The organism is Paenibacillus filicis, assembly GCF_038070315.1.
GTDB classification, from domain to species: Bacteria; Bacillota; Bacilli; order Paenibacillales; family NBRC-103111; genus Paenibacillus_G; species Paenibacillus_G filicis.
Map to the genome: position 1 here is coordinate 65,865 of NZ_JBBPCC010000007.1, position 19,761 is coordinate 85,625.

A 19,761-nucleotide genomic window follows, 5' to 3' on the forward strand; every position below is an offset into this window, starting at 1 on the left:
TACCATGACAGCTCAAAGAAAGATTAGACTCGGCGCGATTATTCACGGTGTGGGAGGCAGTATGGGCGCCTGGAGGCATCCCGATGCCATTGCCGATGCTAGTGTCAGTTTCGAATTTTATAAGCGGCAGGCCCTAAAAGCCGAAGCGGGCAAGTTTGACTTGCTGTTTATCGCTGATGGTCTACATATTAACGAGAAATCCCTTCCACATTTTCTGAACCGGTTCGAGCCGATTACGATTCTGTCATCGCTCGCAGCCGTTACTTCGAAGATTGGGCTGGTCGGCACCTTATCCACCTCTTACAGCGAGCCGTTCACTGTAGCCAGACAGTTCGCTTCGCTGGATCACATCAGTCACGGACGTGCAGGCTGGAACGTCGTGACCTCTCCGCTGGAAGGCTCCGCTTTGAATTTCAATAAAACACTGGAGGAGCATCCGAACCATCCGAAGCGGTACAAGATTGCAGCCGAATACTTGCAGGTGACGAAAGGGCTATGGGACTCCTGGGAAGACGACGCCTTTATCCGGGACAAAGAGTCTGGCGTTTTCTTCGATCCCGACAAGCTGCACCGGCTCGACCATCAAGGCGAGTTTTTTTCCGTACAAGGTCCGCTTAATATTGCAAGGTCCAAGCAGGGCCAGCCGGTTATCTTCCAGGCCGGTTCCTCGGAAGACGGCAGAAATCTGGCGGCTCGGGAAGCTGATGCGATCTTCACCGGTCATCCTACATTAGCCGACGCGCAGCGGTTTTATCAGGATGTGAAGAGCAGAGCGGCTTCCTTCGGACGGAATCCGGATGACCTTGTCATTCTGCCCGGGATCAGTCCGATCATCGGACAAACTGAGGAGGAGGCGGAACGCAAGTATCAGGAGATCGTGAATCTGGTGACGATTGAGAAGGCACTGGACCATTTGGGCCGTTATTACGAGCATCACGATTTTACCCAGTATCCGCTCGATGAGCCGTTCCCCGATCTTGGCGAGCTGGGACAAAACAGCTTCCGCAGCACGACGGATCGCATCAAAAAACAAGCCCGGGAGCAGGGCTTGACGCTGCGTCAAGTGGCGCTCAAGGAAGCGACCCCGAAAACGCAGTTCATCGGAACTCCCGAACAGGTCGCCGATCTGATTCAGGAATGGTTTGAAGAACGCGGGGCGGACGGTTTTATTGTAGGCTCTGGCGTGCCGAACGGGTTCCATGATTTTGTCGATTACGTTGTTCCGATCCTGCAGGAGCGCGGCATCTACCGGACAGAATACGAGTCCGATACGCTGCGCGGCAATCTAGGGCTGCCTATCCCAGCTAACCGATATGCGAAAGAACCCATTGTGAAAAGCTGAAACGAATACGAAAGGAATTTGGACGAATGTTTCCCCGAATTTCGTATAGAGCGGGAGACGGATACGCTGCGAGGCAGCTTCGGCCTAAATACCAAGTAAATCGATAAGTTAAATATATTAAAAGCCGAGAGGCCATGATAGGGAGACATGTGTATGAGAAAAAAGAGTCTCGCAGCATCCATAATCGCTTTATTATTCATTACCGCTGGCTGCGGTACAGCGCCAGCTGATAAAGCTGCTTCAGGAGCCGCACCCAAAGCCGCCAACGTCAAAAAGATCATCGTCGGTACAGGCACGCAGTTCCCCAATATTTGCTTTATCGACGACAAGGGCAATTTGACAGGCTATGATGTCGAGCTGGTGAAGGAAATCGATAAGCGGCTGCCGGGGTATGAGTTCGAGTTCAAAACCATGGAATTCGCGAATCTTCTTCTGAGTCTGGAAACAAAGAAAATCGATTTAATCGCTCATCAGATGGAAGTGAATAAAGAACGTCAAGAGAAATTTTTGTTCAATGACGAGGCATATAACATTTTCCCTAACAAGGTCGTTGTTCACAAAGACCGCAACGATATCAAGTCGATTGACGATTTGAAGGGTAAAAAAGTAATCGTGGGCGCTACGAGCAATGCCTCGGTGCTGCTGCAGGATTACAACAAAACCCATCAAGACGCCATTAATATCGTCTATTCGGGAAGCGGGGGGACCAATGATACCATCGCCCAGCTTAAATCAGGGAGGGTGGATGCGACCATCAGTACGCCATTTGCCGTGGATCAGCGTAACGAAAGCGCCGATGCCCAGCAAAAAACGGTAGGACCCGCGATATCCAACTCCAAGATTTATTTCATCCTGCGCAAGGACCATGAAGAACTGAAGGCCAAGATCGACGAAGCCCTCCAATCGATTAAGAAGGACGGGACGCTTTCTACTCTGAGCAAAAAATGGCTGGGTGCGGATTATTCCGTCTCTGAGTAAGAGAGTAAGCCGGATGCGGACAGGCGGAGCAGGTTGCCCACCTGTTCGCAGCGGTCCGGATGAGAATGGGGGGTACGATGGGCAAATCGTTTGATATTCAATTAATCGGGGTATTTCTACCGAAATTACTTTCCTATCTTCATATTACATTATTCATATTGGCTGCCGCCTTGCTGCTGGGCCTCCTGATCGGCTTCATCATCGTCATTCCCAGATTGTATCAGGTACCGGTGCTTAATCGGCTTGTCATGATCTACGTTTCCTTTATCCGGGGGACACCTATCCTCATCCAACTGGTCCTGGTGTACTATGGACTCCCCGAGCTGCTGCACTTGGTACATATCGATGTGACTAACGTGGGAGCGATAGTCTTCGTCATTATCACATACGGCTTGCACATAGGAGCCTATGTGTCGGAGATCGTCCGCTCGGCCGTGCTTAGCATCGATCGAGGGCAGCTTGAGGCGGCGTATGCAACAGGGATGACCGGACGGGACGCCTTTATTCGAATCGTACTGCCGCAGGCGCTCGTCATAGCACTTCCGAACTTCGGCAATCTCGTGATTTCCTCGATGAAAGACACCTCACTGGCCTTCTCGCTGGGGGTGATGGACATGGTAGGACGGGCGGAGACGCTGCTGACGACGAATCATTTTCTCGAAATCTACATGTCGCTCGCTATCATCTACTATGCCATCTGCATCGTGCTGGAGAGGCTCTTCGCTGCCGGGGAGAAGCGTCTTATGCGGCACGAACGAAAAATAACCGTAGACCGGGCAGGAGGGCTGCAACATTACTCTTGACATTCCCTTCATCGCAAAAGCGTTCTTCGACATCTTGAAGGCGCTGCCGCTCACGCTCGTGATATCGATCATCCCGCTGCTGTTCGGCTTTGTTATCGGCACGGCCCTAGCGCTCATCCGCATCTACAAAGTGCGCTTTATTCACTGGATCGCCGATTTCTATGTATCGTTCATCCGGGGAACGCCGCTGCTGCTGCATATTATGCTCATTTACTTCGGGCTGCCGATGCTGTTCGACTATTTGTCTGAGCTGTACGGCTGGGGCATCCGCTCCAAATCGATCCCGCTCATTACCTTTGTTCTCATTGCGTTCTCGCTGAACTCGGGCGCCTATATGTCTGAAGCGATCCGCTCCGGCATCTTGTCCGTATCTCACGGCCAGATGGAGGCGGCCTACTCCGTGGGCATGACCACGGCGCAAGGGCTAAGGCGTGTCATCATGCCGCAGGCATTGATGGCCAGCCTTCCGAATTTGCTTCACAAATTCATCGGGTTGCTGCATGGCTCTTCCTTGGCTTTTACCATCTCACTCGTCGAATTAAACGGGAAAGCGCATATCGTGGCGACAACCAACTTGAAATTTTTAGAAGCCTTCATCGCCGCCGCGCTCATTTATTGGGGATTGACTTTTATCGCGGAGAGAATTACGGCGTTTTTCGAGCATCGCTTAACTCGGTATAACCGGGGAGGCATCCAATGATCCTGTTGAACTTCTCCAGACATCGTGGGGATTCGGGAAGCATGAGGGATTGCGAAGCATCGACCATAGGTCTGATTAAGAGAGGAGACTCAAGAACTTGAGTATCACATATCGATTGGCAGTGGCGCAGGATGCTGAACACATCTTGCGGGTCATCAAAGGGGCTTATACATCGATTGAAAGGCTCGGCATAGCCTTCCGGGCTGTGCATGCAGACTTGGACATGGTGCTGGATAACATCATCCAGCAGTCCTGTTATGTCCTCGTTCAGGATGGGACCATCCTCGCCACATTATCGCTTCGTTCTAATTCAGAGGTAACTCCGCATCCATTCCTGTACTGGTTTGCCGTCGATCCGGCGTGGGGCGGCAAGGGGATCGGTTCTCTGCTGTTAACGTATGTGGAGGAAACTGTCGTGAGGGACGAACTGAAGGCATCCGCCGTCACACTAGCCACGTCTAGAAAGCACCCTTGGCTGCTCCCGATGTATGAGCGAAGAGGATATGAGCGCTTTTTCGAACGGGCGCTGGGCACAGATGACCAGCTAATCTTTCTCACCAAACCGTTGCCGCCGGTTCAAGCTGAAAGCAGGCAACGAGAAACCGAAGAAAGTTTATCCGGATCTAATCATCATTGAGCTTTCCTGCAGCGTCCTAGTAAGTTTCGATGACATGAAGCAAGCGACTATTGTGACACCAGCCATCTTCTATGAAGGAAGATGGCTGGTGTTATTTTTATTTACTCAACGAAAGAAGCACGGGTATTTTTGCAGTTGACTTTTCCCTTAGGGTAAGGTGCATAGTGGAATGGAACAAAGAATCGATGTTGCCCAGTAGCTAGTCCGTGTAACATGATACATGATGAAGAAAGGAGGAGACCTCTTGCTATCGATCGGAGAATTCTCAAAGATATGCGGAGTATCTACTAAAACGCTTCGATATTATGCAGAAATTGAATTAATTAATCCCGATGAGATTAATCCCGAGAACGGTTACCGGTATTATTCCATCAAGCAGCTCAAAAAAATGCTGCTGATCAGCCGGTTGAAGTCTTATCATTTTTCCCTGGACGAAATCAAAGACTTGCTGGACGCGGAAGAGGATCAATCCGAAGAGAGGTTAAGTATGGCCCTTGCCCGCAAAAGCAGGGAAATCCAGGAAAAAGCGAGTGCTTTAGAGTATACCCTCAAACAAATGAGTCATGATATGTTCCATTTACAAAAGGGCATACCCCTGATGTCCTACTTGGACGATATCGAAGTACAACTTGTTGAAACTCCGCCCATGAATATCCTTTCTATGCGGCAGATGCTAAGTAGGGATGACTATACTGCAGGCTATGGGAAGCATTTTAGCAGGCTGTATGAAAAAATTGCTGCTGAAAAGCTCACTTTGCTCGGAACGCCCATGACTATTTATCACAGCCCTGATTACAACCCTGCCGGTAATGATACAGAGTTTGCCCTTCCGATCAAAGAGGCTGTGCAGGGAACGAGAGATTTGCCTGGAGGGCTTTGTGCGAAGTCGGTATTCAAGGGCTCTTATTCCGAATTGACTTCGGTATATGCCAGGCTCAGGAAGTGGATAGAGGATGAACGATATGAATGGGTGCAAGCTCCCTATGAAGTATATGTAACCGATCCCCATGAAGCCGCTGATCCCGAGTCGTTAGTGACCGAGGTGTATTTTCCTGTCAAGAAAAAATAAGTAGCAAGGGAGCCAACAAATTGGTCTATAGAGAGGGATCGATCGTGCAAAGAAACGACTGGCCAACACCAGAATGGCAAGCCGCTGATCCGGCAGCCTTGAACATGGACGCTGAGAAGCTAGCGGCACTTGACCCTGTGATCACGTCCGAGTATAGCAATATGAACGGAATCGTGATTGTGCGAAATGGATATATCGCTTATGAAAGATACTATAAGGGTTATGGCCCGGACGATACGCATCATGTCGCTTCAGTAACGAAAAGCCTTCTGTCCGCCCTCATGGGAATTGCCATCGATGCCAAATTTATTCAAGGTGCAGATCAGAAGGTGCTGGATTTCTTCCCGGACTACGTGCCGGATGCTGCGGAGCCCCAGAAACGAGATATCACCCTGCGTCATCTTCTCACGATGACGGCTCCGTATCCATTTGAGAACTGGCAAGAACCGCTGGACAAGATGTGCATGCAGCCGAATTGGGTGACGTATACACTGGATATGCTGGGGCAACAGGGACGTATGGGAGAGTTTAAGTATTCCACCGCGGGAGCGCATTTGCTGTCAGCCATTATCACTCGCAGTACCGGGCAAAGCGCCCGTGAGTTTGCCAACGAACGCTTATTCAAACCCATCGGCATGAAGGAAATCCCGGATTATCCCATGACATCGTTCGGGTTTGATGATTTATTCGGGAAAAAGGTGAGAGGCTGGGTCGAAGACCCTAACCGCAACTCCACAGGAGGGTGGGGACTTACACTGAGACCCCGCGATATGGCACGTTTTGGCTGGCTTTATCTGAACCGTGGCATGTGGGACAATCAACAAGTGATTTCTAAAGCCTGGATCGACAAATCCACTACGATGACCCCTCACAAATATGGTTATTTATGGTGGCTATCCGAAGAGGACGGAGGCTTTGCCGCAGTAGGCGACGGCGGTCATATCATCTGCTGCCTGCCCGAGCAAGATCTGGTCGTAGCCATTGCCTCTGAATTTATCATGAACCCTCGGGACAGGTGGACACTGATCAAGGAGCATATCATTCCTGCTGTACTCGACTAAAAGTAAGCTAAAGCCCGCATAACACGCGGGCTTTTTTTATGATCCCATCCAGTTCATTTCTTTCCCTTGACTTAAAGTCAACTTTAAGATTTATGATAATCACAAGCCGGATCGCTTCTTCCGATGCGAATCGGACATCATATCTCAGGGAGGAAATAAGCTATGCATGTATTCGATAAGATTTATATAAATGGACAGTTTGTCAAACCGATAGGCTTAGAGGAGCTGGAGCTCATCAACCCTGCGAATAAGCAGGTAACCGGAAAAGTCGTGCTTGGAAACGTTGAAGATACGCAGCTTGCGATCGCCGCGGCGAAGTCCGCTTTCAAACATTTCTCCAAAACGACGGTTCAAGAGCGTGCCGATATGCTCCTGCGGCTCCACCAGTCCCTATTAAGCCGATTTGACCGGTTGACGGAAGCGACCGTCGAGGAATACGGCGCGCCGGTATCGGTAGCCAGGATGCTGACCCAAATCGCCGTGGATGCTTTTCTGCATACGAAGGAAGATCTGGAGTCGTATTCCTTTACACGAACAGCCGGCAAGGCCAAAGTACGGATGGAACCGATCGGTGTTGTCGGTGCGATTACGCCATGGAATGCGAATGCAACGCATCTGGCCAATAAAATTGCGCCGGCCCTGGCCGCTGGATGTACGCTGGTCGTGAAACCGAGCGAGCTCAGCGCGGCGCAAACGCAGCTATTCGCAGAAGCTATTCATGAAGCAGGTATCCCGGCAGGTGTGATTAATATCGTGAACGGCAAAGGCGAGGTTGTCGGCGAGGAGCTGACCCGTCATCCGGATGTCGGGGTTATGGCCTTTACAGGCTCGACCCAGGTAGGCAAACGAATCGCCGCAGGCGCAGCTGCGCAACTTAAGCGGATTACGCTTGAGCTAGGCGGCAAGTCTCCTACTGTTATTTTGGACGATGCCGACTTGTCCAAGGCCATTCCGCTGGCTGTGAGGGCCGGTTACATCAATAGCGGCCAAGCATGTCTGGCCGGTACACGGGTCATTGTCCCGGCATCTCGTCTGCAGGAAGTCAAGCAACTGATGGCCTCTGCCATCGAAGCTGTACAGGTCGGAGATCTGTGGGATGAGGCAACCCTGATCGGCCCGATGGCCAGCCAAAAGCAGTACGATACCGTCCAGCGCTATATCCGGCAGGCGCTTGAGGATGGAGCCGAGCTGGTAGCCGGCGGCCCAGGCAGCCCCGAAGGACTCCATACCGGCTACTTCGTGAAGCCCACGGTCTTCGCGAGCGTAACGAACGATATGACGATCGCAAGGGAAGAGGTTTTCGGACCGGTGCTAGCTATCCTTACCTACCAGACGGAAGAAGAAGCGATCGAAATCGCAAACGATACCCCTTACGGCCTGCAAGCCTTCGTTTTCTCGGGGAGTACGGAGCGTGGAAATCGGGTTGCCGAGCAAATCGTAGCAGGACGCATATCCGTCAATGGACTGCATGACGAGCCGAAAGCGCCGTTCGGCGGATTCAAGCAATCCGGCATCGGACGGGAGCACGGGACGTATGGCATCGAAGAGTATCTGGAGCCGAAGGCGATTCTAGGCCATTACGCGGTTCTTGCTTAAATCTAGCATGGAAAGGGAATGGAGAAATTGGCAACCAAGGAGCAACTGATTGGAGGCTATGAGGAACGATCAGGCTTCGTCGTTGTTTAAACTTTCTCAGCGATCAACGAATCATAATAGTCCAGTTTTTGCTTCAACAGCTCAAGAAGCTTGTTGTATTCTTGAATATGCTGCTCGACGTTCTCCTTTTGGTTAACGATAATTTGACGCCTTTCCGGTAGTGTCTCATCGCCGAGCAGGTTCAAATCATTGTAATGTCTGATGGCATCGACAGACATTCCCGTTGCCCGCATACAGCATATCATCTGAATTCTCAATAGATCGGTTTCGTTATAAAGCCGCCTTCCGTTTTCCAATCGGTGAACGGGAGGCAGCAAGCCTTCCTTTTCGTAGTACCGCAGGGTATGGGGCGCCAAGTTAAATTTTTCTGAAACATCCTTAATGGTGTATTCCATGTCTGATTCCTCCGCATGCTGATCATAGGTATGTCCGGTTACAGTGGTAAGTTTAACTTCAATATTCGAATGGCTAAAGAAGTTTATGGGGCTCGTGTTCCATAAGCTTCTTTAGCCATTGTATTTTCGCCGAGGCCCGGCAATCTAAGGACATTGTAACATGGGAGGTCGTAAGAGGGGAGAAGAGAGCTCCTGCATGCAAGCACTCCTTAACTTTAGGATCAGATATCTGGATTTGAGATACCATGCATCTTAATTATGTATTTTACATGATAATAAGGCCCGATGTATGATTAGCTTGCGGTCAACGCTGACGCATGAAGATCCGCTACAGCTTTAAGAAGAAAGGCGGGCGGATACATTCAAGCCAATTAACCTATTTATGGATAGGTAGATAAAGGGGAATGAACACAATGACTATTCAAGGTAAAGTGGCAGTGATTACAGGAGGAAGCAGTGGGATCGGAAAGGCAGTGGCTATTGAACTGGTGAAACGGGGAGCACAAGTAGTTATCAACGGTCGTCGTGAACAAGCGCTGGCTGAAGCTGCCAAGGAAATCGATCCCACTGGAGCGCATGTCGCTTATGTTGCCGGAGATATCTCAAATCCCCAAATAGCTGAGCGCCTGATCCAGGAAGGACTTTCCCGCTTTGGGCAGATTGACACCTTGGTGAACAATGCCGGTATTTTTGTAGCGAAGCCATTCACGGACTATTCGGAGGCCGAGTTTGAATCGGTGCTGTCCACGAATGTAGCGGGCTTCTTCCATGTTACGCAGCGTGCAGTGACAAAGATGCTGAAGGCAGGCTCCGGCCACATCGTTAACATCACAGCCAGCGGGGTCGCCGAGCAGCCCATCAAAGCTGTGCCATCTGTGCTGGCCGCATTGACCAAGGGAGGTTTGACGTCGGCTACGAAGTCGCTGGCGATTGAATATGCAGACAAAGGCATTCGCGTGAACGCCGTTGCGCCGGGAGTTATCAAGACCCCGATGCATCCGCCTGAAGCCCATGACTTTTTGAACAAATTGCACCCTATGGGCCGAATGGGTGAGGTTCAGGAGGTTGTCGACGCTATAGTGTATCTGGAATCCGCACCGTTCGTGACCGGAGAAATCCTTCATGTGGATGGCGGCCAAAGCGCGGGCCAGTGGTAAGCAGACCAGGTATGATTGGCGCGCATCTGGAGAGTGTGAACAGGTAACCCTAGCATAGATCGGGTAGTCTTTACCCAATCCCTGAGGGCAGAAGAGGAGGAACACGCTGATGCTGTACGAACTGCGGATTTATGATGTCCTTCCCGGCCGCATGCAGGCAATGCTGGATCGGTTCCGGGATGATACGATAAAAATATTTGCCAAGCATGGGATGAAAGTAACGAATTTCTGGGTGGATGCGGACCCCGCGAAAAATCGGCTGTACTATGTGCTTGAGCATCCGGATGCATCTGCACGAGAGCAGAACTTCCAGGCGTTTCTCGAGGATCAAGAATGGATCGATCTGAGGCAGAGAACTGAGCAAAGTGGTCCCATGTATGATAAAATCGAAATTATATATATGGAAAATGCCCCTTTTTTCCAATAAGCTTCTGACTCAGCAGGAAGGGTGAGCATTCTATGAAAATAACACTGCAAACCGCCTTGTGCGAACAACTTCAAATTCGTTATCCGATCTTTCTCGCCGGAATGGCAGGCGGACCCTCTACGCCTGAGCTTACGGCAGCCGTATCCGAGGCAGGCGGACTCGGCACCCTGGGTGCGGCCTACATGGAGCCGGAAGCCATCCGAGCGGCTGTACGCCGGATTAAAGAACGAACGGCCGCGCCTTTCGCAGTCAATCTCTTTGTGACGCAAGCCGGTGATGACAACACCCGGATTCATGAAGTTCAGAGCGAACTCAATAAGATGAGGCATCAGCTTGGTCTTCCCGACGCAGCGGGGAATGAAGTTCGTACTCCCCATTGGTTTGAAGAGCAATTTGCCGTGCTGCTCGAAGAGAAGGTACCCGTCATCAGCACAGCTTTCGGTGTATTACCGGCTGCTTTCATGCAAAGTGCAGCATCGTCTGGCATTAAAGTCGTATCCATGGTGACGACGGTACGAGAAGCTGTGCTTGCCCAGGAGATGGGCTGTGATGCCATAGTCGCTCAGGGTAGTGAAGCGGGCGGACATCGCAGTACATTTGCCTTAGATGATCATCCGATGGGGGCCAATATAGGCACGATGGCTCTTATCCCACAGATTGTGGATAAAGTAACGATTCCCGTTATCGCGGCGGGCGGAATTATGGACGGCCGCGGTCTTGCCGCTGCATTGATGCTGGGTGCCCAAGGCGTGCAGCTAGGTACGCGCTTCCTGACCGCCGTGGAATCCGGAACGAATCCCGCATACCGGGCAGCCCTGCTTGCTAGCAACGAAGAAAGCACGGTGCTCACCAAGGCATTCTCCGGAAGACCGGCTCGCGGCATCAAGAATACCTTTATCCGGCAATGGGAAGCAACCGGAGTAGCCCCGCTCGCATTCCCGACGCAAAACACCATAACTCGCGATATCCGGAATGCGGCAGGGGCGCGGCAGCAGGCGGAGTATTTATCCTTATGGGCAGGACAAGGTACCCGGATGCTGACAGCGGATCATACCGCCAAGCAGATTGTAGACGAAGTCATCCAGCAGGCCAAGGCATTAATCGATTAAGATCATGAGCTGAAATGGGTCCGCATCTCCGATAAGAAGGCTGACAACGCGGGTGTAATTAACGCATCCTTGCGCCTGATGAACACAGTGTTGACGATGGCATGCTTGCCGGGGATCTCATGACAGCGAATCCGGCCTTGCTGCTCCGCCTCAGTGATAATGCAACGCGGCAAGAGAGAAATGCCGAGGCCGGCGCCGACGCAGCCGATGATCGTTTCAATCGAGCCGAATTCCATCAGCTTGACGGGTAATATCCCTTCCTCCTGGAGCAGCTGATTTAATTTGGCCCGATACGAACAGCTGCTGTAAAAGACAAGAAACGTACGCAGCTTCACGTCCTGGATGGTATGGACGGGAGGATGGGAGACAGCGGTGACAAGCACCAGCTCCTCATCGATGACATGCTCTTGAATCACATCGGGATGCTCCACGGGCCCGCTGACGAAGGCCCCATTCAATTCATAATGTAACACGGCATGAAGATGCTGCTCAGTAGGGCCGGTGATGAGGGAGAAGTCGACCGCCGGATATTCGGTATGATATTGGGTTAATAGAGCTGGCAGACGAACGGCAGCGGTTGTTTCCAGAGAGCCGATATGAAGCGGCCCTGCGGGTACGGCGGAGTCTCCGACGGCTAGCCTGGCTTCCTGAATGACATGTAGGATCTTCTCCGCATAGGAAACGAGAATTTGCCCGGAAGGGGTCAGCGTAATCCCCCGATTATGACGATAAAAGAGCTGCGTCTGCAAATCCGCTTCCAGCTGCTGAATCTTATGCGTCACGTTGGATTGGGCGAAATTCAGTTTTTGCGCCGCTCTGGATAGACTGCCTTCTTGCGCTGTCGTAAAAAAAACTTTGAGCAATTGAATATCCATACGGACCCCCTGAATGTATAAGCCAGATATCTCATCTTTAGATATCTATTATCATTATTACACATTATGCGTGATAACAGAAGTCATTGTATCCGATTGTGCATAACTGTTCCCCAGCTTCCGCACGATACGTAAAGCTCGAGGTACGAATAAGACTGGAATTCCTTATTTCAAGGAAATCTGGTCTTTTTTAAAATTCTCTTGCACCTTACGTAACGTCACGTTTTATACTCAAGATACCGGTAGACAGCTAGCGCCAACAAAAGGAGTGGGTTATGCAGCAGCAGTGGAAAGTCGGGGAACTTGCCAAAATGACGGGCCTTACCGTCCGCACCCTGCGGTTTTACGATCAGATCGGCTTATTCTCGCCGTCCGGGCATTCCGTTACCGGTCATCGGTTATACAACGAAGCTGACATCAGACGACTGCACCAAATCTTGTCACTTAAGGATTTGGGATTATCGCTCGAAGACATTCAATCGGTGCTTAACGGGCACACGTATGCCCCAGCTGACATCGTGGCTATGCAGATTAAGCGGGTGCAGAAACAAATTCAAACCCAGCAGAGGCTGCTGGCCGAGCTCGAACGAGTCGCCGAAAAAATGAACGATGAGGAGCCGCTTTCCAACGAAGCGTTTATTTCACTGCTGGAGACGATGAAGCTGAGTCACGAAAAGTATATCATGGAACACCGGTTGAATTGGGAACGACGTTTCGATCAGCTTGGCGATGTGCTAAATGAAGACTTGATCTAAGCTTCCAATAGGGAGGAATACCTGATGAAACCAAGATTTACGACTCACTCTACATTCCGAATCGAGCGCAATTATCGCGCCACTGCGGAGCGCGTATTTGCTGCATGGTCCGACCGAAGCGCCAAGGCACGCTGGTTCCAGCCGGCCGAGGACTTTGACTTCCGCGTAGGCGGGAGAGAAATTAGCCGGGGCGGCCCCCCAGGCGGGCCTGTCTTTACCTTTGAAGCCCATTATCAGGAAATTGTGCCCCATGAACGTCTGGTCTACACGTACAGTCTGGATCAAGGAGACATCCGGATCTCCGTTTCCATCGCAACCATTGAATTCATACCGACCTCGGATGGGGTCAAGATGATCTTTACCGAGCAGGGAACGTTCTTCGACGGCCATGACATGCCGGAGCAGCGCGAGCTGGGGACACATGACATGCTGGACCTGCTCGGAAAATCTCTGGGGGAAAGCAACGCGGAGACGTTCGAGCTTATTTCTCGCCGGAAATTCGATGCCCCTATGGACGAAGTGTACCGGGCATGGACGGAACCGGAGCTGCTCGCTCAGTGGTGGGGACCTAACGGGTTCACGAATACATTCCACACTTTTGATGTAAGACCTGGAGGCGTTTGGGAATATACGATGCATGGCCCGGGTGGTGCCAATTATCCAAACCGCAGCGTGTTTCATGAAGTCACGTCTGAGCGTATCGTGCTACGGCACGAATCCAGCCCTCACTTTATGCTGACTGGCACGTTCGAGAGCGTTAGCGGCGGCACAGAGCTCACGTTCCGGCAGACATTCGAAAGCGGGAGCGACTATCACAAGCTCAAATCCATGTGCGAAGAAGCGAATGAACAAAACTTGGACAGGCTAGGAGCGCTATTGACTGCCCAGACGAAGAAAAGCTAATCAGCGAAGGACACAAGCCGAACAAGCGCCTCTCCGACATAACGGGAGGCGCTTGTTCGGCGTTGCCGGCTAGTTGACGATACGCGTGTACCGGCTCAGCGGTACTGGAAGGCCAAAGTGCTCGCGCAGCGTCGAGCCTTCGTATGACTGGCGGAAGAGGCCGCGCTCCTGGAGGAGCGGAACGACGAGATTCACGAAATCGTCCAGTCCTTCCGGCAGCGCCGGAGCCATGAGCATGAAGCCGTCCGCCGCTCCGCCGTGGAACCACCGCTCGAGCGTATCCGCGATCTTCTCAGGCGTACCTACCAGATGATCCCCGCTGAATGAGCCAATGATCAGGGAGTAGACCTCACGGAGCGTCGGGTTCTCTCTGGCGATGACGGGCTGATGCTTCTTGTAATCGGGATTGGCGGACTGAAGTGTATCAAGCCCGGCGTCGGAGGCCGTCGTGTGAGGCGTGAAGCGGCTGAAGTCAATTTCCTTGAAATAATCCGCCAGAAAGCCGAGTATGGTTTCGTCCGAGAGCAGCGCCTCCAGCTGTCTTTTCTTCGCCTGAGCTTCTTCCTCCGTCGCTCCGATGACAGGTGAGATTCCCTGCAGGATATAGACGTCATCCGGGTTCCGGCCGTAGGAGGCCACCTTGCGCTTGAACTCATCGTAGTAGGCCTTGGCGTCCTCCTCGTTAAACTTGATCGCGAATACCACCTCGGCCACGCGGGCTGACAACTGCTGGCCAGCATCCGAATTCCCGGCCTGGACGAGCAGGGGGTAGCCCTGCTCGGAGCGGGCTATATTCAGCGGGCCCTCAACTGCGAAGAAGTCGCCCCGATGCTGAAGGCGATGCAGCTTGCCCGGGTCGAAGAAACGTCCCGTTTCCTTCTCGAATACGAAGGCATCGTCCTCCCACGAATCCCAGAGACCGCGGACGACATCGACGAACTCCTCGCCCCGGCGGTACCGGTGCTCCAGCTCGTAGTGCGACTCAGCGCCGAAGTTGCGGGCGGTACTGCCGGAGAGATCCCGCGTCGTCACGATGTTCCAGCCCGCGCGGCCCCGGCTGATCCGATCGACAGATAGCAGCTGGCGTGCGAGGTTGAACGGCTCGGTGTAGGACGTGGACGCCGTCGCGACCAAGCCTATGCGAGAAGTCGCCCCGGCCAGGGCGGCGATCAGGGTCAGCGGCTCGAACCGGTTCAGGATGTTGGGGTGAGATCGCTCATTGATCGCCAGACTGTCTGCCAGGAACACCATGTCGAAGCAGCCGCGTTCCGCCGTCACGGCGAGCTCCCGATAATAATCGATGTCGATGCTGGCGCCTGGACTGGCCTGCGCGAGGCGCCAGGACGAAGCATGCATGCCGGTCCCGACAAGGTAGGCCGACAGCTTGATCTGCCGCTTGCGTGTCATGGTTACTCATCTCCTCAAGTGCCGCCGAACGCCCGTCAAAATGCAAAAAAGACACTTCCGACTAAGTCGAAAAAGTGTCTCCATTCATATGGTTGACAACGATATGATGTTGTTCCGGCACGGGCATCCGGCTACGTTCATTATGAGTGTCATGATACGGTGTAATTGAAGGGTTGTCAATCAATCAGGTCTATCAAGCGGCCCGCAAACGCAACAAATAACAATTGACGTATTGGAAAAACTGGATTATTATTCATCTTGCCGACATAAATCACATTTAACACATAGGAATTATTGCGTTTACCAGTCAACTGGGGATGCTGACTCTGTCATGGAGCAGTGTCCCCTTTGTTTGTTGAGACAGGAACGAGGAGGTTACAGCGAGATGTCTCGAGTGATCGTAGAGAAAAACGTGGCGGTGCCTATGCGGGACGGCGTCCGGCTGTTCGCCGATATCTACCGGCCAGCGAACGATGAGTCGCATCCTGTCTTGCTTCTCCGAACGCCATATAACAAGGAAGACGCGCAAACGATGAACTATGCTCACCCTAGCTGGTATGCCAGACAAGGATATGTGGTCATTGTTCAGGATACGCGCGGCAGATGGACGTCGGAGGGAGAGTTCGACCCTTATACGCATGAAGCGAAGGACGGCTACGACACGATCGAGTGGGCAGCCAAGCTTCCGTACGTCGTGCCCAAGGTCGGCATGTACGGATTCTCGTACTGCGGATCGGTGCAGTGGCAAGCCGCGGTTCTACAGCCCCCGCACCTGGTGTGCATCGCTCCAGGGATGATCGGATCCGATGCTTACCAAGGCAAAGCGTACCGCAACGGCGCCTTCTCGCTGGCGCTGCTGCAATCCTGGGTATTATTTGCGGCGCAAGATACGGCCATCCGTCGTGGCCGGTCTGATTGGATCGCGGAGCTCGGCTCTTATTACGCCAACATCCAGGCGTACTATAGAAGACTGCCGTTATCCGAGCCGCCGGAAGCCGTTAGGGAGCTGGCTCCCTATTACGAGCGATGGCTGGAGCATCCTGTCCGATCCGAGTACTGGCTGGGCCAATCGCTCCAGGAGAGCTACGGCTCCGTCGCTGTGCCCGCGCTGCATCTCGGCGGCTGGTATGACATCTTCGTAGACGGCACGATTGAAAACTTCGCCGGCGTTCGCGCACAGGGCGCCACGGCCATAGCGCGCGAGCATCAATACCTGGTGATCGAGCCTTGGTACCATATGCCCTGGTCCCGGTACGTTGGGGAGCTGGACTTCGGGCCCGAGGCCGCCAACCGGATCGATGAGCTGCAGCTGGCCTGGTTCGACCAGTGGCTGAAGGGGCAGGAGCCCGCTTCCGCACCGGCTCCGGCCCGCTACTTCCAGATGGGAAGCAACACCTGGCAGGAAGCACCCAACTGGCCGCCCCCAGGATCGACGCGGACAGCCTATTACCTGCATAGCTCCTCGCGGGCGAACTCGATCAACGGTGACGGGCAACTTTCCTTAACTGAGCCGCTGGACGAGCATCCCGACGTCTATGTCTATCATCCCTCCATTGCTGTACCAGCGCTGGGAGGACGATCAGGCGCCGTCCCCGATCTAACGCCGATGGGACCGCGCAATCAGCTTCCTATCGAGGTTCGAAACGATGTGCTGGTCTACACATCGGAGCCGCTCCAGGAGGAGCTGGAGCTCGCAGGGGAGATCGTGCTGGAGCTGTATGCGGCTACGACGGCGGAAGACACTGACTTCGTCGCCAAGCTAGTGGACGTTTACCCGGACGGGCGGGCCTACAATATCGCGGAGGGTATCCTCAGGGCCAGCTACCGTAACGGTCTGACGAAGCGGGAGGCCGTCCCGCCCGGCGAGGTGCTGCGCTACGAGCTGTCGCTCGGACCGACGGCGATCCAGCTCCAGCAGGGACACGCGATTCGGCTAGACCTTACAAGCTCGTTATTCCCGACCTTCGACCGTCATCCAAACCGGCTGATCGATCCAGGAAGGGCGACGGAGGCGGATTTCGTTACCGCGACGCAGACGGTTTACCATGACGAGCTCTATCCGTCTCGCCTGTGGCTGCCCACCATCCGTAATGAGGCGAAGGAGGGAAGAGGCGAGCCATGACGATTTCCTTCATCTGGTTCGATCTGGGCTACACCCTCGTCTATCAGGAACGCGAGGCGGTCTTCCAGCGCTTCCTGCTCGAGGAAGGTATCGAGCTTGACCTTGAACGGATCGAGCTGGCTTACCATCTCACGGACAAGCTGTTCATGCGGGAGTATCCGGGCGTCCTGGGCCGGGAACCGGGCACATTCTTTCCCTGGTACATGGGCGTGCTGAATCATTCCCTCGGCCTGCACTTCGACCTCAGCAGGCAGTGCATTCGGCTAAGAGAGCTGCAAGGACCGCGCGACCGCTCGTGGCAAGCCTTTCCTGAAGCTGTCTCCGTTTTGCGGGAGCTTAAGAGTCACAGTCTTGGCGTCGGATTGATCAGCAACTGGGATATCTCCGCCAGAGATGTACTCGCAAATACCGGGCTGCTTCCTCTGCTGGACCCGATTATCATCTCTTCAGAGGTCGGCATCGCCAAGCCGGACCCGGCAATCTTCGAGCTTGCGCTGGAGCGGGCTGGCGTCCCGCCCGAAGAGTGCCTATACGTCGGAGACAATTATTACGACGATGTCATAGGCAGCGAACGGGTGGGGATGAAGAGCTGCCTCATCAACCGTTTTGGGAGAGAAGGCATCCAAGAGATCGGAAGCGGGGCCATCCTCGCCTCCATCCAAGATTTGCAGGTACATCTAGGCACCTCACACACCGGCACTTACTCTAGTATGAGGAAAGGAAGATCTGGACGATGAAAAGAAAAGCGAATTCCAAGCTGTTTAACGGTCTGGTCGTAATGTTGTTAGTGTGGGTCCTGGCGGCTTGCGGGGGAGGGGGCAATGCGGGAGGAAATGCTGGAGGGAATGGGCCGTCCGGGGAAGCCAAGTCTGACACTGGCAGTCCGGCTTCGCCCCAGACTAGCTCAGGGGCGGCTGTGGAGAAGACGGGCGCCAAGTCGGACGGCGGCAAGGTCACCGTCTTGATTCTGCAGGATCTGGACTACCTGGACCCTCACCTGGCGGTGGCCGCAGGGACCAATGAAGTGCTGTTCAATATTTTCGAAGGGCTGCTGAAGCCCAATGAGAAGGGAGAGCTTCTCCCGGCTCTTGCTGCATCCTACACCGTATCGCCGGACGGTCTGACCTATACGTTCAAGCTTCGAGACGGCGTCAAGTTCCACAACGGGCAGGCGCTCACCTCCGCCGATGTCAAATATTCGTACAGCCGGCTGGCGGGCCTGGATACGGGCAAGCCCCTCCAAACCTCGTTCGATGGCGTCAAGTCGGTAGAGGCTCCCGATGCCTCTACCGTCGTGATTACGCTGAAGCAGAACAATTCCTCCTTCCTCACGGCACTTACGGCAACCGTGATCCCTAGCGGCTACCAGGACAGCAACAAGAATCCGGTTGGCACGGGGCCGTTCAAGTACAAGCAATATACACCAGGCCAGCAGCTGGTCGTCGAGAAATTTGCAGACTATTGGCAGAAGGGGATTCCTTCCCTCGATCAAGTGACATTTAAGATCATCACGGATTCGCAAGCGGGGCTTCTTGCCTTGAAGTCAGGCGAAGTAGATATCTATCCGCGGATCGGGACCGAGCAGCTTCAGGAAGTTGCCAAGGACTTCAATACGATCAGCACGCCTCAGAATCTCGTTCAGCTGGTGACCTTCAATATCACGCGGAAGCCGTTCAACGATGTGAAGGTGCGCCAGGCTCTCAATTACGCGATCAATAAGAAGGAGATCATCGACGGCGTCGCTCTGGGTAAAGGAACGATATTAGGCTCGAACCTCAGTCCCGTATTGGCTAAGTACTATCAAGCAGGGCTGGAGAATACGTACAAGACGGACTTGGAGAAAGCCAAGAGCCTGCTCAAGGAGGCCGGGTATCCGGATGGCTTCGAAACGACGCTATCGGTGCCTTCCAACTATAAATTCCACGTGGATACCGCCCAAGTCGTCGTTGCCCAATTGGAGCAAATTGGCGTGAAGGTGAAGATTGAGCCGGTCGAGTGGGCCGTATGGCTGGACCGGATTTATAAAGGGCGCAATTATGACACCACGATCATCGGTCTGGACGGCAAGCTCGATCCATTCCAGATTCTGAACAAGTATTTATCCGATTCGCCGAACAATTTCTTCAATTATAAGAACCCTGAGTACGACAGTACGCTTCGCGCAGCGGTAGTTGAGACGGACGATGCCAAGCGGATCGAGCTGTATAAGAAAGCACAGACCATCCTCACGCAGGATGCGGCTGCGATCTATATCATGGACCCGAATACCAACATTGCGCTGAACAAGAAGCTGGCCGGGTATAAAACATATCCGCTCTACGTGCAGGACCTGACCAGCGTTTACTTTACGAAGTAAGCAGCCGCA

Annotated in this window: 19 protein-coding genes; 16 read left to right on the plus strand and 3 right to left on the minus strand. The window is 53.2% G+C overall.

The window, feature by feature from the left end:
* Positions 1-4: 4 nt before the first annotated feature.
* From WMW72_RS12600 to WMW72_RS12635, 8 genes are all read left to right on the plus strand, one after another.
* The gene (locus WMW72_RS12600) at positions 5-1,342 is read left to right on the plus strand and encodes an LLM class flavin-dependent oxidoreductase (RefSeq protein ID WP_341415835.1); all 1,338 of its coding nucleotides are present in this window, start codon (positions 5-7) and stop codon (positions 1,340-1,342) included.
* A gap of 153 nt (positions 1,343-1,495) precedes the next feature.
* The gene (locus WMW72_RS12605) at positions 1,496-2,320 is read left to right on the plus strand and encodes a transporter substrate-binding domain-containing protein (RefSeq protein WP_341415836.1); all 825 of its coding nucleotides are present in this window, start codon (positions 1,496-1,498) and stop codon (positions 2,318-2,320) included.
* Positions 2,321-2,385: 65 nt separating this feature from the next.
* Positions 2,386-3,123, plus strand: a complete 738-nt coding sequence (locus tag WMW72_RS12610; RefSeq protein ID WP_423227543.1) for an amino acid ABC transporter permease — start codon at positions 2,386-2,388, stop codon at positions 3,121-3,123.
* Positions 3,113-3,823 carry an amino acid ABC transporter permease gene (locus WMW72_RS12615; protein ID WP_341416022.1) on the plus strand — a complete coding sequence of 237 codons (711 nt, stop codon included), beginning with the start codon at positions 3,113-3,115 and terminating at the stop codon, positions 3,821-3,823. Before WMW72_RS12610 ends, WMW72_RS12615 begins: the two co-directional genes overlap by 11 nt.
* Before the next feature lie 97 nt (positions 3,824-3,920).
* Entirely contained in the window at positions 3,921-4,460 is a 540-nt protein-coding gene (locus WMW72_RS12620) for a GNAT family N-acetyltransferase (protein WP_341415837.1), read from the plus strand.
* 244 nt (positions 4,461-4,704) lie between these two features.
* Positions 4,705-5,529, plus strand: a complete 825-nt coding sequence (locus tag WMW72_RS12625; RefSeq protein WP_341415838.1) for a MerR family transcriptional regulator — start codon at positions 4,705-4,707, stop codon at positions 5,527-5,529.
* Between the two features lie 44 nt (positions 5,530-5,573).
* Positions 5,574-6,590: a serine hydrolase domain-containing protein gene (locus WMW72_RS12630; RefSeq protein ID WP_341416023.1), complete on the plus strand. Its 1,017-nt coding sequence runs from the start codon at positions 5,574-5,576 to the stop codon at positions 6,588-6,590.
* A gap of 162 nt (positions 6,591-6,752) precedes the next feature.
* Positions 6,753-8,186: an aldehyde dehydrogenase family protein gene (locus WMW72_RS12635; protein ID WP_341415839.1), complete on the plus strand. Its 1,434-nt coding sequence runs from the start codon at positions 6,753-6,755 to the stop codon at positions 8,184-8,186.
* A gap of 86 nt (positions 8,187-8,272) precedes the next feature.
* Here WMW72_RS12635 and WMW72_RS12640 read toward each other — a convergent pair whose 3' ends face one another.
* On the minus strand, positions 8,273-8,641 hold the full coding sequence (locus WMW72_RS12640) for a MerR family transcriptional regulator (protein WP_341415840.1): 369 nt from the start codon (positions 8,639-8,641) through the stop codon (positions 8,273-8,275).
* Positions 8,642-9,054: 413 nt separating this feature from the next.
* Between WMW72_RS12640 and WMW72_RS12645 the strand changes: the two genes are divergently transcribed.
* The 3 genes from WMW72_RS12645 (at position 9,055) to WMW72_RS12655 (ending at position 11,334) form a co-directional block, all read left to right on the plus strand.
* Positions 9,055-9,798 carry an SDR family NAD(P)-dependent oxidoreductase gene (locus tag WMW72_RS12645; protein ID WP_341415842.1) on the plus strand — a complete coding sequence of 248 codons (744 nt, stop codon included), beginning with the start codon at positions 9,055-9,057 and terminating at the stop codon, positions 9,796-9,798.
* Between the two features lie 109 nt (positions 9,799-9,907).
* The gene (locus tag WMW72_RS12650; protein ID WP_341415844.1) at positions 9,908-10,225 is read left to right on the plus strand and encodes an NIPSNAP family protein; all 318 of its coding nucleotides are present in this window, start codon (positions 9,908-9,910) and stop codon (positions 10,223-10,225) included.
* A gap of 32 nt (positions 10,226-10,257) precedes the next feature.
* On the plus strand, positions 10,258-11,334 hold the full coding sequence (locus tag WMW72_RS12655; RefSeq protein WP_341415845.1) for an NAD(P)H-dependent flavin oxidoreductase: 1,077 nt from the start codon (positions 10,258-10,260) through the stop codon (positions 11,332-11,334).
* 2 nt (positions 11,335-11,336) lie between these two features.
* Here the strand turns inward: WMW72_RS12655 and WMW72_RS12660 are convergent, their stop codons facing one another.
* Positions 11,337-12,209 carry a LysR family transcriptional regulator gene (locus WMW72_RS12660; protein WP_341415846.1) on the minus strand — a complete coding sequence of 291 codons (873 nt, stop codon included), beginning with the start codon at positions 12,207-12,209 and terminating at the stop codon, positions 11,337-11,339.
* A gap of 275 nt (positions 12,210-12,484) precedes the next feature.
* On the opposite strand from WMW72_RS12660, the gene WMW72_RS12665 reads away from it, so the two are divergent.
* Complete coding sequence (locus WMW72_RS12665) at positions 12,485-12,964, plus strand: MerR family transcriptional regulator (RefSeq protein ID WP_341415847.1); 480 nt, start codon at positions 12,485-12,487, stop codon at positions 12,962-12,964.
* Between the two features lie 24 nt (positions 12,965-12,988).
* Entirely contained in the window at positions 12,989-13,867 is an 879-nt protein-coding gene (locus WMW72_RS12670; RefSeq protein WP_341415848.1) for an SRPBCC family protein, read from the plus strand.
* A 69-nt stretch (positions 13,868-13,936) separates the two neighbouring features.
* Here WMW72_RS12670 and WMW72_RS12675 read toward each other — a convergent pair whose 3' ends face one another.
* A complete protein-coding gene (locus WMW72_RS12675; RefSeq protein WP_341415849.1) occupies positions 13,937-15,274 on the minus strand; it encodes an LLM class flavin-dependent oxidoreductase in 1,338 nt (445 codons plus the stop codon).
* 385 nt (positions 15,275-15,659) lie between these two features.
* Between WMW72_RS12675 and WMW72_RS12680 the strand changes: the two genes are divergently transcribed.
* The 3 genes from WMW72_RS12680 to WMW72_RS12690 are packed head-to-tail and all read left to right on the plus strand — an operon-like array spanning position 15,660 to position 19,752.
* Positions 15,660-17,396 carry a CocE/NonD family hydrolase gene (locus WMW72_RS12680; RefSeq protein WP_341415850.1) on the plus strand — a complete coding sequence of 579 codons (1,737 nt, stop codon included), beginning with the start codon at positions 15,660-15,662 and terminating at the stop codon, positions 17,394-17,396.
* A complete protein-coding gene (locus WMW72_RS12685) occupies positions 17,393-18,133 on the plus strand; it encodes an HAD family hydrolase (RefSeq protein ID WP_341415851.1) in 741 nt (246 codons plus the stop codon). Before WMW72_RS12680 ends, WMW72_RS12685 begins: the two co-directional genes overlap by 4 nt.
* Entirely contained in the window at positions 18,130-19,752 is a 1,623-nt protein-coding gene (locus WMW72_RS12690) for an ABC transporter substrate-binding protein (protein ID WP_341415852.1), read from the plus strand. The genes WMW72_RS12685 and WMW72_RS12690 overlap by 4 nt, the downstream gene beginning before the upstream one ends.
* Positions 19,753-19,761 lie beyond the last annotated feature (9 nt).

Bases quoted from the DNA above. Each gene is read 5' to 3' on its own strand.
- WMW72_RS12600 (WP_341415835.1), top strand. From the start codon at position 5: ATGACAGCTCAAAGAAAGATTAGACTCGGCGCGATTATTCACGGTGTG.
- WMW72_RS12605 (WP_341415836.1), top strand. From the start codon at position 1,496: ATGAGAAAAAAGAGTCTCGCAGCATCCATAATCGCTTTATTATTCATT.
- WMW72_RS12610 (WP_423227543.1), top strand. From the start codon at position 2,386: ATGGGGGGTACGATGGGCAAATCGTTTGATATTCAATTAATCGGGGTA.
- WMW72_RS12635 (WP_341415839.1), top strand. From the start codon at position 6,753: ATGCATGTATTCGATAAGATTTATATAAATGGACAGTTTGTCAAACCG.
- WMW72_RS12640 (WP_341415840.1), bottom strand. From the start codon at position 8,641: ATGGAATACACCATTAAGGATGTTTCAGAAAAATTTAACTTGGCGCCC.
- WMW72_RS12645 (WP_341415842.1), top strand. From the start codon at position 9,055: ATGACTATTCAAGGTAAAGTGGCAGTGATTACAGGAGGAAGCAGTGGG.
- WMW72_RS12650 (WP_341415844.1), top strand. From the start codon at position 9,908: ATGCTGTACGAACTGCGGATTTATGATGTCCTTCCCGGCCGCATGCAG.
- WMW72_RS12655 (WP_341415845.1), top strand. From the start codon at position 10,258: ATGAAAATAACACTGCAAACCGCCTTGTGCGAACAACTTCAAATTCGT.
- WMW72_RS12660 (WP_341415846.1), bottom strand. From the start codon at position 12,209: ATGGATATTCAATTGCTCAAAGTTTTTTTTACGACAGCGCAAGAAGGC.
- WMW72_RS12665 (WP_341415847.1), top strand. From the start codon at position 12,485: ATGCAGCAGCAGTGGAAAGTCGGGGAACTTGCCAAAATGACGGGCCTT.
- WMW72_RS12670 (WP_341415848.1), top strand. From the start codon at position 12,989: ATGAAACCAAGATTTACGACTCACTCTACATTCCGAATCGAGCGCAAT.
- WMW72_RS12675 (WP_341415849.1), bottom strand. From the start codon at position 15,274: ATGACACGCAAGCGGCAGATCAAGCTGTCGGCCTACCTTGTCGGGACC.
- WMW72_RS12680 (WP_341415850.1), top strand. From the start codon at position 15,660: ATGTCTCGAGTGATCGTAGAGAAAAACGTGGCGGTGCCTATGCGGGAC.
- WMW72_RS12685 (WP_341415851.1), top strand. From the start codon at position 17,393: ATGACGATTTCCTTCATCTGGTTCGATCTGGGCTACACCCTCGTCTAT.
- WMW72_RS12690 (WP_341415852.1), top strand. From the start codon at position 18,130: ATGAAAAGAAAAGCGAATTCCAAGCTGTTTAACGGTCTGGTCGTAATG.